This window comes from Alteromonas sp. G4i35 (assembly GCF_054960375.1).
In genome coordinates, this window is record NZ_JBHNZD010000004.1 from 63,812 (window position 1) to 77,585 (window position 13,774).

The 13,774-nt window shown below is 45.9% G+C and carries 11 protein-coding genes; 9 read left to right on the plus strand and 2 right to left on the minus strand.

Going from position 1 to position 13,774, the window contains the following annotated elements; genetic code table 11:
• Position 1: 1 nt before the first annotated feature.
• Entirely contained in the window at positions 2–1,126 is a 1,125-nt protein-coding gene (gene flhB / locus ACFI6L_RS03220) for a flagellar biosynthesis protein FlhB (protein ID WP_131137291.1), read from the plus strand.
• A gap of 69 nt (positions 1,127–1,195) precedes the next feature.
• On the opposite strand, the gene ACFI6L_RS03225 is transcribed toward flhB, so the two are convergent.
• Both ACFI6L_RS03225 and ACFI6L_RS03230 read right to left on the minus strand, forming a co-directional pair.
• A complete protein-coding gene (locus ACFI6L_RS03225; RefSeq protein WP_462573404.1) occupies positions 1,196–2,170 on the minus strand; it encodes a D-Ala-D-Ala carboxypeptidase family metallohydrolase in 975 nt (324 codons plus the stop codon).
• Positions 2,163–3,770 carry a L,D-transpeptidase family protein gene (locus tag ACFI6L_RS03230; protein ID WP_456252280.1) on the minus strand — a complete coding sequence of 536 codons (1,608 nt, stop codon included), beginning with the start codon at positions 3,768–3,770 and terminating at the stop codon, positions 2,163–2,165. Before ACFI6L_RS03230 ends, ACFI6L_RS03225 begins: the two co-directional genes overlap by 8 nt.
• A 242-nt stretch (positions 3,771–4,012) precedes the next feature.
• On the opposite strand from ACFI6L_RS03230, the gene flhA reads away from it, so the two are divergent.
• From flhA to ACFI6L_RS03270, 8 genes are read left to right on the plus strand one after another with little or no spacing between them, the layout of a single operon-like run.
• Positions 4,013–6,112: a flagellar biosynthesis protein FlhA gene (gene flhA, locus ACFI6L_RS03235; protein ID WP_039224872.1), complete on the plus strand. Its 2,100-nt coding sequence runs from the start codon at positions 4,013–4,015 to the stop codon at positions 6,110–6,112.
• 29 nt (positions 6,113–6,141) lie between these two features.
• The gene (flhF, locus tag ACFI6L_RS03240; RefSeq protein WP_462573405.1) at positions 6,142–7,551 is read left to right on the plus strand and encodes a flagellar biosynthesis protein FlhF; all 1,410 of its coding nucleotides are present in this window, start codon (positions 6,142–6,144) and stop codon (positions 7,549–7,551) included.
• A 5-nt stretch (positions 7,552–7,556) separates the two neighbouring features.
• Complete coding sequence (locus ACFI6L_RS03245; RefSeq protein WP_014948648.1) at positions 7,557–8,423, plus strand: MinD/ParA family protein; 867 nt, start codon at positions 7,557–7,559, stop codon at positions 8,421–8,423.
• On the plus strand, positions 8,420–9,151 hold the full coding sequence (locus tag ACFI6L_RS03250; protein WP_014948649.1) for an RNA polymerase sigma factor FliA: 732 nt from the start codon (positions 8,420–8,422) through the stop codon (positions 9,149–9,151). Before ACFI6L_RS03245 ends, ACFI6L_RS03250 begins: the two co-directional genes overlap by 4 nt.
• A gap of 36 nt (positions 9,152–9,187) precedes the next feature.
• The gene (gene cheY, locus ACFI6L_RS03255) at positions 9,188–9,571 is read left to right on the plus strand and encodes a chemotaxis response regulator CheY (RefSeq protein ID WP_012517682.1); all 384 of its coding nucleotides are present in this window, start codon (positions 9,188–9,190) and stop codon (positions 9,569–9,571) included.
• A 34-nt stretch (positions 9,572–9,605) separates the two neighbouring features.
• Entirely contained in the window at positions 9,606–10,361 is a 756-nt protein-coding gene (locus tag ACFI6L_RS03260; protein ID WP_014948650.1) for a protein phosphatase CheZ, read from the plus strand.
• A 12-nt stretch (positions 10,362–10,373) separates the two neighbouring features.
• Positions 10,374–12,608 (plus strand): chemotaxis protein CheA, encoded by a 2,235-nt coding sequence (locus ACFI6L_RS03265; RefSeq protein WP_462573406.1) that lies wholly within the window; start codon positions 10,374–10,376, stop codon positions 12,606–12,608.
• Between the two features lie 28 nt (positions 12,609–12,636).
• Complete coding sequence (locus ACFI6L_RS03270; protein ID WP_462573407.1) at positions 12,637–13,767, plus strand: protein-glutamate methylesterase/protein-glutamine glutaminase; 1,131 nt, start codon at positions 12,637–12,639, stop codon at positions 13,765–13,767.
• Positions 13,768–13,774: the final 7 nt, after the last annotated feature.

Below are 13,774 nucleotides of genomic sequence, written 5' to 3' on the forward strand. Positions count from 1 at the left end.
CATGGCAGATTCAAGCGAAAAAACAGAAGACCCCACGGGGAAAAAACTCGAAGATGCCCGAAAAAAAGGGCAGCTAGCCCGTTCCCGTGAACTCTCTACGACCCTAGTACTTATCGTCAGTGCTTTTATGTTCTTGTTTGTGGGCGGGTGGATTGCTGAATCTGTTTTTAAACTTACTCAGAGAATGTTCATTCTCTCTCGTGACGAAACCTATGATATCACCCACATGTTTGGCGCATGGGGTGAAGCCTTTTCGGCAGTAGGTCCTGCCGTGCTGCTATACATGGTTGTGGCAATGATAGCGGGCATTTATGGCTCTATCGCCCTTGGCGGTTTTAACTTTACCTGGGAAGGTGCAAAACCTAAGGGTTCAAAAATGAGCCCTATTCAAGGCTTCAAGCGTATGTTCGGCATGAACGGCTTGGTTGAGTTACTCAAGTCTATAGCGAAAGTGGTGGTCATAATTGGCATGGCCATCGGAGCGTTACTGTTCTTTGAAGATGAAGCGCTCCACCTTGATATGGAGCTTTATCCGGGAAACATTTTTCACGCACTCGACATGCTTAAGTGGGCGTTTCTTATTCTGGTGTGCGGCATGATCCCTATCGCGCTCATTGATGTGCCTTATCAAATGTATAAGCACAACAAAGAAATGAAGATGACCAAGCAAGAGGTTAAAGACGAACGGAAAAATGCGGAAGGCGACCCTATGGTTAAAGGCCGAATTCGCCGTCTACAATATCAGGCTGCAACCAAGCGCATGATGCAAGAAGTACCACAAGCAGACGTAGTGGTGACTAACCCGACCCATTTCTCGGTTGCTATCAAGTATGATGAGAAGGGAGTGAGGGCGCCGGTTGTGGTCGCTAAAGGTGCTGATGAGCTAGCGATGCACATCAGAAAAATTGCTACCGCCAACGATGTGCCGTTGATCCCTTCTCCCATGCTTGCACGCGCCATTTTCTACTCCACTGAAGTGGACGATGAAATTCCTAACGCCTTATTTATGGCGGTAGCGCAGGTGCTCGCACATGTTTATCAGTTAAAAGCGCATAGAGCAGGTAAGGGCAAACGTCCTAAGCCACTTAAACGGGATTTGCCTATCCCACCAGAGTACCGACACTAACCCAACTGCTGAATGGGTGAAAATTGACTTTGAAGGTGGGGCATAGCTATTTGCCCCGAACCAACAATTCTACCAGCGCGCTAGGGTTCCTCTCACATCCACATGAACAAAAGGCCCGTGCGCCGCATTAGCACCGTAAATACCAAGCCCACCGATTCTTGGGCCGAAAGCGCCTTGTTTAGACATGTTTGATATAAAGTTCGCAAGCCATACCGCGTCTTCGCGGTTTACCACACCGTCTTTATTGAGGTCATCCATCACCCCATCTTTCGGTGACTGATCGATATAGAAATCCGCTGCGCCACCCCAAACGTGACGGCTGTACTGAACATTGCCAATAGCTTTGTTGTAGAACGGAGTGCGATATCCACTCATTATGGTTAAGCCTTCAACAGCATGCCCTTCGTCATTTAAGGTGTGCAGTATTTTTTCCAGTTTCAACAAAAGGCCTGCTCGCAAATGTACATATTTGGGAAATCCTTGTTGCTGCTTGGATAGAAATTGACCTAGGGTGAAATTGGGCGACAACCTTACGTCCGTTTGTTCTGGCGATACTTCAATAAGTCCTGATGGGGGTAAATAAATGGGATTGTTTTTTAAAGGCTTATCAGGATATTTACCAATTGTGTAGCCGTTTAGCTTACCTGTTTTGTCTACCTTTTCCAAAGATGTCATCACAAAGACGTTGAGCGTCGCAGTTTCACCTGACTGCGCGTTGGTGGTTTTAAGTACATAGTGCCCTGATTTCTTAGGTGCCATTATTGGCGCTTTCCCCACAACCCCGCTAACTATTGGAAGGTTCGAACTCGTCTTTAGTGCCTCACCGTTCGCATGGTGAAATTGAAAATTCCCAGTATGGTTTTTGTTGTCAAACTCAACAGTGAACGTTTTATTCGGCATTACGAAAATAGAGAAAATAGGGTAGGGAACCATATTTCCATTAATAGCAAGCTTAGAGTTGAGCATGTCATTGTCAAAGGAGCTCGCATCACCGGCGCGCACTACAGTTAAAAGAGCAATCAGTACTAACAAACACTTACGCACGTTTAAACTCCTTCAATTTCTCAATAATATAGCTGTCGCGATTGTATGCATCGCGGCGAAATACAATGGTTCCTGCTTCATCTGCAAACGCTGTGAAGTACACAATAAGAACCGGTATCGGTTTCTTCAAATACAGTGTACTGGTCTCTTCACTTTGAAGTAATTGCTCAGCTTGCGGTATTGCCTCTGTCTGGCCTGAATGAGTGAGTACCCATTGAGACAGCTTCAAAGGGTTAGAGACTCTGATGCAGCCAGAGCTGAAGTTCCTTTCTAATTTCGAAAAAAGGCTGTGATCGGGCGTGTCGTGAAGATAAATAGCATGCTTATTTGGAAGCATGAATTTCACTTTACCAAGGGCGTTGTGCGGCCCGGGTTTTTGCCTGAGTGTATAGTGAAACGTACCACGGCTAACATTTGTCCAATCAAATTCATCGACAGGGCTGAAGCCGCTGACACCGGCGGGCTGGGCTTCGTAACCTTGCTCAACCAATAAAGATGGATTGGTTTTCAATTTCGCCAGCTTGTCTTTAGTGGCTATACTGAAAGGCACGGTCCAGTAGGGGTTAAACACCATATACTTCATTGATTCAGCGAAAACGGGCGTTTGCCTCACTGGTGTACCGACAATCACAGGCATTCCCAATGTTTCTTCACCTTCAGTAAACCCTCTCAACTGAAACGACGCAATGTTAACGCGTAAATATGTTGACCAAGTTTGATGAGGAAGCCATCGCCAACGCTCTAAGTTTGCATCAATTCTTTCTAACCAAGAAAACGTGGTAGCATTTAATGCTTCTAAAGTGGAACTTCCCACAATACCATCTGGCTCTAAGCCCGCAGACATTTGAAACTGCTTAACCGCGTCCAGTAAATCTTTATCGAATAACTCTGAATAGGTGCCTGGCCCTAAAAGACGAGACTTCAGCAACACAACTCTTTCGCTCGTTGAGTTCAGCTTAAGTGTTGGGCCAACTGGAATTTGTGTGGTAACTGTAGATACAGCTGACAGTAGGCTTCGTTTCTTATCCAGCAGTAACTGGTATTCGTGGTGAGTAGGCCACATGGCCCGCAATGTTGCAGAAACACCGTTAGTTAATGCGTGATTTAGCGATGCCACAGGATCCGCTTCTCTTTGCTTAAGGAACCACTGCGAATCTGCATTGGCGGGGCTAACAAGCCCATTTAATCGATGCAGAGTTTGACTGATGAAGGCATCGGTTGCTAATACATCTAAGAGTGCTGTATTGGCGTCGCGACTTTCGAGCATTGATGCGTGGTAATACTCGGGCGAGAAGCCATGTAACTCTGAATCAGCAATTTCATGGAGGAGTTCCTGAAGACGGTTTTCAGCATCACTAGTACCAAACCATATAAGCTGATAGCCCTGTTGAGTGTAGACCTCGCTTACCAAAACTCTATTGTGCACACGAGATGGGTTACTATTTTGTGAACCGTATATCTCCACTGAATCAACTAGCAAATTCTCCACGCGCTGTCGTAAGTTAGGTTGTTTAGATGCATGAGCTACATGACTAAAAGTCAGCATGATGACAAGGCTGACCCAACAAAACGTTGCAACACGGTTTTGTAGTACTACCATGAATAATCCTTTTAAAACGAAGAGTAGGCCCTAGGAATAGTGACGTAATTATAAACTGTTCGTATGTCCCTCGGATACAAAATCTTAATCGCTCTATACAAGTCACTGTAGACAGTAATCACGCATGATTACAGCTCAGATTTAGTTAACTTTTGCGTAAAACACAAAGCTGGCACGTTAGTTGAAAACTCACTAGAAGATTCACATAAAGCGTCAATTTTCTGATAGAGAGACACCAAGCCATGCAGTTATCCGGTTATCTTCAGCGATTCGATAAAAATCAGCTGCAAAATTTTACCAGTGGTTTAGGCGCACCCATCGTCCTTTTGGCAATTATGGGCATGGTTATATTGCCTATGCCGCCATTCTTACTGGACGTGCTGTTTAGCTTTAATATTGCGTTGTCGCTAGTCATTATCTTGGTGGCTGTACTTACCCAGCGTCCAGTAGATTTCGGCATTTTCCCCTTGGTGTTACTTATCGCTACCGTTTTGAGATTAGCGCTTAACGTGGCTTCTACTCGCGTTGTTTTACTTTACGGGCATGAAGGCGGCGATGCAGCAGGTAAAGTTATCGAAGCCTTCGGTGAGGTCGTGATTGGTGGTAACTACGCCGTAGGTATTGTTGTTTTCGCCATCCTTCTTATTATCAACTTCAAAGTTGTAACCGCAGGCGCAGGACGTATTTCAGAAGTAAGCGCACGCTTTACGTTAGATGCTATGCCCGGTAAGCAAATGGCCATAGATGCTGATTTAAATGCAGGGTATATAGATCAAGATCAAGCACGTAAACGCCGTGAAGAGATTACCGCAGAAGCGGATTTTTACGGGTCGATGGACGGTGCGTCAAAATTTGTAAAGGGTGATGCGGTCGCAGGCCTTTTCATCATGCTGATTAATATTGTTGGTGGTCTTTTTATTGGCATGATTCAGCACGGGCTTTCATTCGGTAACGCTATAGAAATCTACACCATATTGACCATCGGTGATGGTTTGGTGGCGCAAATTCCTTCATTGTTACTTTCGGTCGCTACAGCCATTATCGTTACTCGTGAAAACGAGACTCAGGAAATGGGCAAAGAAATCCGCGGTCAGCTTGGTAATAATCAAGCTCTTTATATAGCCTCGGGCGTTCTATTTGTGATGGGTATCATTCCTGGGATGCCTCATATCGCATTCTTAGGGTTCTCATTCTTGATTGCAGGCTTTGCTTACTGGCAGTCGGTTCAAGAAAAGAGAAAGGCCGCAGAGCCCAAAGTGCCAGACAATGTGGTAAAAGATGAATCGGTTGCGCCTGAAGTGAAAGAGCTTGGCTGGGATGATGTTCAGCAGGTAGATACCATCGGATTGGAAGTGGGCTATCGCTTAATTCCTCTTGTCGATAAATCCCAAGGTGGCGAGTTGTTGACGCGCATTAAAGGCGTACGTAAGAAACTATCGCAAGAGCTGGGTTTCCTTATTCCGCCTGTCCACATTCGCGATAACTTGGATTTAGAGCCCAACACTTACACCATCGCTATGCTAGGCGTAACGATTGGGGACTCCATCATCAGTCACGATGAGGAACTTGCTATTAATCCAGGGCAAGTGTTCGGTAAATTAGAAGGGCGTGCCACTAAAGACCCCGCGTTCGGCTTAGACGCAGTATGGATTAAGCCCAATAAACGGGAGCATGCTCAAACCCTTGGGTACACAGTAGTAGACGCTGCGACCGTTGTAGCGACCCATTTAAGCCAATTACTCTCTAACAATGCATATCAATTATTAGGGCACGAGGAAGCGCAACAACTTCTTGATATGCTTGCCAAGCAGCATCCGAAACTGGTTGAAGGATTAGTACCAGACATTCTTCCGCTAAGCACCGTCGTGAAAGTACTGCAAACCTTATTGTTTGAAGGCGTGCCTATTCGCGATATGCGTACAATCGTGCAAACACTCAGTGAGTACGGCACGCGCAGCCAAGACCCCGATGTTTTAGTGTCTGCAGTGCGTATTGCCCTTAAACGTTTAATTGTCCAAGAAATTACTCAAGGTGCAAAAGAGATACCTGTCATAACCTTGGCGCCAGAGTTGGAACAGATGTTGCACCAGTCACTTCAAGCAGGTGGCGAAGATGGCGCTGGCATAGAACCAGGTCTGGCAGACAAGCTGCAAAAATCATTGCAGCAAGCCAGTCAGCAGCAAGAGTTAGAAGGAGAGCCTGCAGTACTCCTTACCTCAGGCATGCTACGACCCGTTCTGTCTCGCTTCTTAAAATATTCGGTTGTTGGGCTTCATGTTCTGTCTTACCAAGAAGTGCCTGACGACAAACAAATAAAAATAGTCAGTTCGGTCGGTCAATAATCTGACACTGGGTGATTGGAGAGGTTGCAATGAAAATTAGACGTTTCTTCGGCAAAGATATGCGTGAGGCGTTAAGCCAAGTTAAAGCTGAATTGGGCAGTGACGCTGTGATCATGTCAAATCGCAAAGTTGCTGACGGTATTGAGCTTGTCGCAGCCTACGACAAAGAGCCTGAAGCGAAGTTGCTTACGCCGAAAGCGTCTCCACAAGCCGCTGCAAAAACACCCGGTCAAAAGGCAGTGCCTAGCTTGAGCGAAATCATTGGTGACGACGGTCCTGATAGCCTTAAAGCACTGCTAGAAAAGCAGCACGGTGGAAATAATGGCGTGGCGAGTCCTGCGCAACCTAACCAACCAATGACAGCGAATGCTAAGCACGCCAATGAAATTGCTTCGCACTTAGACTTCTCAGAAGCCTTTATTGACGACGTAGAAGCCCAGCAGTCTTCTCATGAACCAGTTCGTCAGAACGCTTTCCCAGAGCATCAAGCGTCAAGTATGGATGATACCTCTGTGACGCAGTCAGCGGAGCTTGCGCAAATCAAGGAAGAGCTAGCGTCTCTTCGCGATGTATTGCAATATCAAGTGGCCGACTTGATGGAAGCTAAGAACAAACGTCAAAAACCTGTTCATCAATATCTAATCACCCGTTTAACCGATATGGGGTTAAGCAACGCGTTAGCGAAACAGCTTATTAGCTATACGCCGTCACATTACAACGAACGAGATGCATGGGTATATCTTCTTAACCTATTGGCTAATCGCATAAATGTGACAGGAAACGATATACTTAGCGCACAAGGTGCTGTTGCATTAGTAGGACCAACAGGTACCGGTAAAACAACTACCGTTGCGAAACTTGCTGCCCGCTATGCGCAGAAATACGGTGCAGAGTCGGTTGCGATGATTACCATCGATACGTATAGAATTGCCGCCTATGAGCAGCTAGCGACATACGGAAAGATTATTGGCTGCACGGTGAGAAAAGCGCAGACTAGTGAAGAACTTGCGGATTTATTATTCCAACTTCGTCATAAGCGACTAGTATTGATTGATACGGCTGGATTTAGTCAAAGAGATAGTCGATTAATTAAACAAATTAAGCAGTTTGATAACGGACAAATGCCAAATGTTAAAAAATATTTGGTAGCGCAAGCAAATACGCAATATCCTGCGTTGCAGAGAATCATTCAAGCGTATGATGATATTGAACTAAGTGGCTGTATTTTCACAAAGTTAGATGAGTGCTACTCTTTAGGAGAGGTGCTTAGTGCAGCGGTTGAATACCAATTACCGGTTAGTTATGTCACCGATGGTCAAAAAGTACCTGAAGACATTAAGATTGCAGAAGCGAAATCTTTGGTTTCCGCTGCTGCAAAGCTTTATAAAAAGTACGGTTTGAATCATACTAGTGGTAACAACGCAATTAAAACAGCATAAGCAGTATGATTGACGACCAAGCGAGTAGCTTAAGAAAAATGAAGCAATCACGGTTAATCAAAGTAATCGCCGTCACCGGTGGCAAAGGTGGCGTAGGTAAAACAAACATTACATTGAACACCGCTATCGCCATGGCGAAGCAAGGTAAACGTGTAATGGTTCTCGATGCGGACCTCGGTCTTGCTAACGTAGACGTTATGTTAGGTTTGCGTGTTGAGAAAAACTTATCCCACGTGCTTTCCGGCGAATGTACACTTGATGAAGTATTAGTGACCGGTCCGCACGGAATAAAGATTGCCCCTGCCACATCAGGCACGCAGTCGATGGCAGAATTGTCGCCAACGCAACACGCTGGCCTAATTCGTGCCTTTAGTGAGCTGCGCTCGCAAATTGACGTGCTTATCGTTGATACAGCGGCAGGTATTTCAGACATGGTGTTGAGCTTTTCAAAAGCCTCACAAGACATCATGGTCGTTGTGTGTGACGAGCCTACTTCATTGACAGATGCGTATGCATTGATAAAAATTCTGAATAGAGAGCACGGTGTTTTCCGCTTCAAAGTTGTGGCTAATATGGTGCGCGACGTGCGAGAAGGCCAAGAGCTATTTAGTAAATTAAGCAAAGTGACAGGGCGTTTTTTAGATGTTGCACTAGAATTAGTGGCGACAGTACCGTTTGACGAGAACATTCGTAAAGCAGTGCGTAAACAAACAGCCATTGTCGATGCTTACCCAGGTTCACCGGCAGCCGTTGCAATAACACAGTTGGCGAGTAAAGCCTTAACATGGCCTATTCCAGCGCAGCCAGGTGGCCATTTAGAGTTTTTCATTGAACAATTAGTTGCAGAAAAAGCCGTAGGAAGTCAGCGTTGAACAGCAAGGCAGCCGCTTATCAACAACAAACCGATAAAGCGCAGTTAGTCGAAAGACATGCGCCATTGGTTAAGCGTATAGCGCATCACTTGATAGCGCGATTGCCGGCTAGTGTTCTTGTAGACGATTTAATTCAATCAGGCATGATTGGATTATTAGAAGCCGCGCGAAACTTTGATGGTTCAAAAGGAGCCAGCTTTGAAACGTTTGCCGGCATTCGCATTCGCGGTGCTATGCTAGATGAAATTCGCAAAGGGGATTGGACACCGCGTTCAGTTCATCGAAATGGCCGAGCGATCACTGAAGCAATTTCGCAAGTAGAAAGCGAAACAGGCCGCGATGCTAGAGATTCTGATATTGCTGATAAGCTTAATGTAAGCTTGCAGGACTATCACCAAATGCTTAATGAAGTAAATGCCGGAAAGCTGGTAGGTATTGAAGATTTAGGTGTGTCAGAAGATGTTATTTCGACAGAGCAAAATCGAGGTAGCGACGCACCACTGGAAGATTTGATGCAAGGCGCTTTCCAAAAAGCGCTTGCCCATGCAATTACGACATTACCTGAAAGAGAAGCGATTGTACTTTCGCTGTATTATGATGAAGAGCTGAACCTAAGAGAAATTGGTGAGGTTCTTGATGTAAGTGAATCGAGAGTCAGTCAAATTCACAGTCAGGCCATGTTAAAACTCAAATCACGAATGAAGTCGTGGCAAGCTGACGAAGAATAGAAATTAATAACAATTAACCCCTCACTGGAGGCTATTTTGGACAAAAGCATGAAAATTCTCGTGGTCGATGATTTTTCTACCATGAGACGTATCATCAAAAACCTACTTAAAGATTTGGGTTTTTCCAACATCCAGGAAGCGGATGACGGAAGTACTGCATTGCCTATGTTGCAGCAAGGTGATTTCGATTTCGTAGTTACCGATTGGAACATGCCTGGAATGCAGGGTATTGACTTGCTTCGCGCGATTAGAGCCGATGACAAGCTCAAGCACCTACCAGTACTTATGGTTACTGCTGAAGCGAAGAAAGAGCAAATTGTTGCCGCCGCGCAAGCAGGTGTTAATGGCTACGTTGTTAAGCCGTTCACTGCAGCAACACTTAAAGAAAAATTAGATAAAATATTCGAACGTTTAGGTTGATCCAGACGCTCACCAGAGAAATGAGGTTTACTGGATGTCAACGAATGTAAACGTTCCAATTTCGTTGGAAGAAGCAAAACAGCTTGTCACCTACCTTGAAGAGGGTGACAACGCTTCAGCCAATGCCCTATTAGAAGCGGCCTCAATGAAAGAAAACGTTGAGTTATTTGCCGAAGTAGGGAAACTGACGCGTCAGCTCCATGACGCGCTGAATAATTTCCAAATAGACGACCGCATTAAAAATCTCGCGACCGATGATATTCCCGATGCACAATCCCGCCTAACCTACGTAATTGAAGAAACTGAAAAAGCTGCTAATACTACTATGGATGCCGTTGAAGCGAGCATGCCTATAGCTGAAATGCTGTCGGCGCGCATCGAAAAGGTTATGCCTGAGTGGAAGAAGCTGATGAATCGCCAAATAGAGTTGGGTGAATTCAAGGCTTTATGCGCAGACTTAGACGAATTGTTGGAAGAAGGTTCGGCACAGTCAGCTAAACTTACACAGTTACTTACAGAAGTATTGATGGCTCAAGGTTATCAAGACTTAACTGGTCAGGTTATTCGCCGCGTTATCGACTTGGTTAAAGAAGTGGAAGACAGCTTAGTTAACATGCTTACCATGTTTGGTGAACGCGACGGTGCAGAACAAACTAAACCATCTAGCGTTAAGGCCGATAAGGTTGATGGTGTAGAGGCAGAAGGCCCTATCATTGATGCCGATAAGCGCGACGACGTCGTGTCAGGCCAAGATGATGTAGATGATCTTCTGTCTAGCTTAGGTTTTTAGGGGAGCGGGCGCATGTCGTTTGATGTTGACGAGGATATATTACAGGACTTTCTAGTTGAGGCTGGAGAGATACTTGAACAATTACAAGAACAGCTCGTTGATCTTGAGAACAATCCTGAAGATGCGGATTTGCTGAATGCAATTTTCCGTGGTTATCACACAGTTAAAGGGGGAGCAGGGTTCCTGTCTCTTACCGAGTTAGTAGAAATTTGTCACGGTGCGGAAAACGTCTTTGACGTAATGCGTAACGGTCAACGAACACTAACCCCTGAACTGATGGATATTATTCTGCAAGCCACAGATGTTGTGGTTGAAATGTTTGAACGAGTGAAAGCTCGGGATCCATTAGAGCCAGCAGATGCACACCTAGTAGACTTGTTACACAAACTAAGTCGCCCGGAATCTCCAGATGAGAATATTTTTGGTGAACAAAGCGCGCCGGCGTCAGAACCTGAGCCCGCGATTGAAGAGCCAGAATTAGTTGTTGAAGAGCCTACTGCACAGGCACCAAGTTCTGGTGATGGCGGCGGTATTGACGAAATCACTGAAGATGAGTTTGAAGCGCTGCTTGATGAGCTTCATGGCTCTGGGGCACCAGGACAGTCCTCAGCGGCTAAAAGCGAACCTGCAAAGGCTGCTGCACCTGCTGCCGCTAGTGATAACGACGATATCACCGACGAAGAATTTGAAGCGCTGCTTGATGATTTACACGGCAAAGGCAAGTTTGGTGGTGAAGAAGCTGCGCCAACGGCAAATACACCAGCTCCAGCACCAGTTACGCCGAGTGCAGCTGATGATGAAGAAATCACCGATGACGAATTTGAAGCACTGCTTGACCAACTACATGGCTCAGGGCAAGGGCCTACCAAGCAGGGAGCCGTTTCAAAGGCGCCAGAGCCTCCTGTAGATAAGGCAGCAACAGAAGCGGTTCAAAAAGCGAAACAAGCAGCGCCAGCTGCGCCAAAATCGACGCCTGCTCCTAGCGCCGCAGCGCCAGCTAAAGCAAGCGCACCTGCTGCACCAAAAGCAGCGCCTAAAAAAGATGAGAAGAAGGCGGCACCAGCTGCGCCTCCTGCTGAGACTACAGTACGTGTAGATACCAAGCGCCTTGACCAAATTATGAACATGGTGGGCGAGCTTGTACTAGTGAGAAACAGGCTAATAAGCTTGGGTATCAACAGTAACGACGAAAGCATGTCCAAAGCCATTGCCAACTTAGATGTGGTAACGGGCGACTTGCAAGGTGCGGTAATGAAAACCCGCATGCAACCTATCAAGAAGGTGTTTGGTCGTTTCCCTCGCGTTGTTCGAGACCTCGCTAGAAGCTTGAAGAAAGAAATAACCCTTGAGCTTGTGGGTGAGGAAACTGATTTAGACAAAAACCTGGTTGAAGCACTGGCCGATCCACTTGTGCATTTGGTGAGAAACTCCGTCGACCATGGTATTGAAATGCCTGATGACCGTGCTGCAGCGGGTAAACCGCGCATGGGTACGGTTCAGCTATCGGCATCTCAAGAAGGCGATCATATTCTTCTAACCATCGAAGATGATGGTAAAGGAATGGATCCTGAAAAGCTTAAAGAAATTGCTATTAGTCGCGGTGTACTAGACGCAGACGCAGCTGCACGTATGTCGGATGTTGAAGCGTTTAACTTGATATTCGCGCCAGGGTTCTCAACCAAAACAGAAATTAGTGATATTTCTGGTCGCGGTGTGGGCATGGACGTGGTTAAGACCAAAATTAACCAACTTAACGGCACCGTGAACATAGATTCACAGCTAGGAAAAGGCACGCGACTGGATATCAAAGTTCCGCTAACGCTAGCCATTCTTCCGACGCTAATGATTGTTGTAGGAAAACAAACCTTTGCGTTACCATTAGGTGCGGTGAACGAAATAATAAATATGGACATCAAAAAGACCAACACGGTCGATGGCCAGCTAACAATGATAGTTCGTTCAAAAGCAATTCCGTTGTTCTTCCTTGGTGAATGGTTGATTCGAGGTCCCAAAAACATCGATAGAGAAAAGGGACACGTTGTTGTAGTGCAAATTGGTACACAACAAGTAGGATTCGTAGTAGACGCGCTAATAGGCCAAGAAGAAGTGGTTATTAAACCTCTTGATGCATTATTGCAAGGCACGCCTGGTATGGCGGGAGCCACGATTACATCAGACGGTGGAATTGCACTAATTTTAGATATTCCGAGCCTGCTTAAACGGTATGCGCGTAAACCCATCAAGTAAGGCGATGAATTAACAGGAATAATAATCCATGGTCTTTAAAGTCCTTGTCGTGGACGACTCGACTTTTTATCGTCGTCGAGTAAAAGAAATACTCGATGGCGATAGGGAACTTGAAGTTGTTGGGGAAGCGAGAAATGGGCGCGATGCACTTGAAAAAGCAGAAGCGCTTAAGCCGGATGTGATAACGATGGATGTTGAAATGCCTGTCATGGACGGCATTTCAGCTGTAAAGGCCATAATGGACAAACGGCCTACACCTATTCTTATGTTTTCTTCGCTTACGCATCATGGTGCGCAAGCGACATTAGATGCGTTAGAAGCGGGCGCGCTCGATTTCTTACCTAAGAAATTTGAAGATATCGCGCAGGACAGAAAAGACGCATCGCGCTTGTTGTGTACAAAAGTACGCTTAATAGCGCGTCGTGGTATTGGTCTTAAGCGTCCGTCGTTTCGCTCTACAGAGGCAAGAAAGCTTCCTGATAATGCGCCAAAGCAGGCGTTTTTTAAAACATCAGGGTTGCTATCAGGGCATAAAGTCGCAGCTAAACAACCAACCGTTTCGTCTGTTAGAGCAACGGGGAAACAGTATAAGTGTTTGGCGATTGGGGCTTCCACGGGCGGGCCAGTTGCGCTTCAAAAAGTGCTCGCTCCGTTACCCGCAGATTTTCCTTATCCTATTTTGCTTGTACAACATATGCCTGGGACATTCACCACGGCATTTGCTCAGCGACTAGACACAAACTGCAAAGTTAAAGTGAAAGAAGCAGAGCATGGTGACATTTTAAAACCTGGTCATGCTTATCTTGCTCCAGGCGGAAAGCAGATGTTGCTTGAGTCAGTTGGTGCAAATAAGCGCATCGCTATTGTCGACGCTAATGCCAATGATAAGGTGAATTATAAACCCAGTGTGGATCTCACTTTTAGCTCCTTAGCTAAGGCCTATGGTGGGGATGTATTGGGAATTATATTAACGGGTATGGGAGCTGACGGCAGAGAAGGATGTCGGATGCTCAAGGAAAAAGGCGCGACCATTTGGGCGCAGGATCAAGACTCTTGCGTAGTCTATGGTATGCCGCAAGCTGTGGCCGTTGCCAATATATCCAGCAAAAATATAAATATTGATGATATGAGCAGTTGCGTTCAAACCGAAATGCGATAGCAGTTTG

Bases quoted from the DNA above. Each gene is read 5' to 3' on its own strand.
- flhB (WP_131137291.1), top strand. From the start codon at position 2: ATGGCAGATTCAAGCGAAAAAACAGAAGACCCCACGGGGAAAAAACTC.
- ACFI6L_RS03230 (WP_456252280.1), bottom strand. From the start codon at position 3,770: ATGGTAGTACTACAAAACCGTGTTGCAACGTTTTGTTGGGTCAGCCTT.
- flhA (WP_039224872.1), top strand. From the start codon at position 4,013: ATGCAGTTATCCGGTTATCTTCAGCGATTCGATAAAAATCAGCTGCAA.
- flhF (WP_462573405.1), top strand. From the start codon at position 6,142: ATGAAAATTAGACGTTTCTTCGGCAAAGATATGCGTGAGGCGTTAAGC.
- ACFI6L_RS03245 (WP_014948648.1), top strand. From the start codon at position 7,557: ATGATTGACGACCAAGCGAGTAGCTTAAGAAAAATGAAGCAATCACGG.
- ACFI6L_RS03260 (WP_014948650.1), top strand. From the start codon at position 9,606: ATGTCAACGAATGTAAACGTTCCAATTTCGTTGGAAGAAGCAAAACAG.
- ACFI6L_RS03265 (WP_462573406.1), top strand. From the start codon at position 10,374: ATGTCGTTTGATGTTGACGAGGATATATTACAGGACTTTCTAGTTGAG.
- ACFI6L_RS03270 (WP_462573407.1), top strand. From the start codon at position 12,637: ATGGTCTTTAAAGTCCTTGTCGTGGACGACTCGACTTTTTATCGTCGT.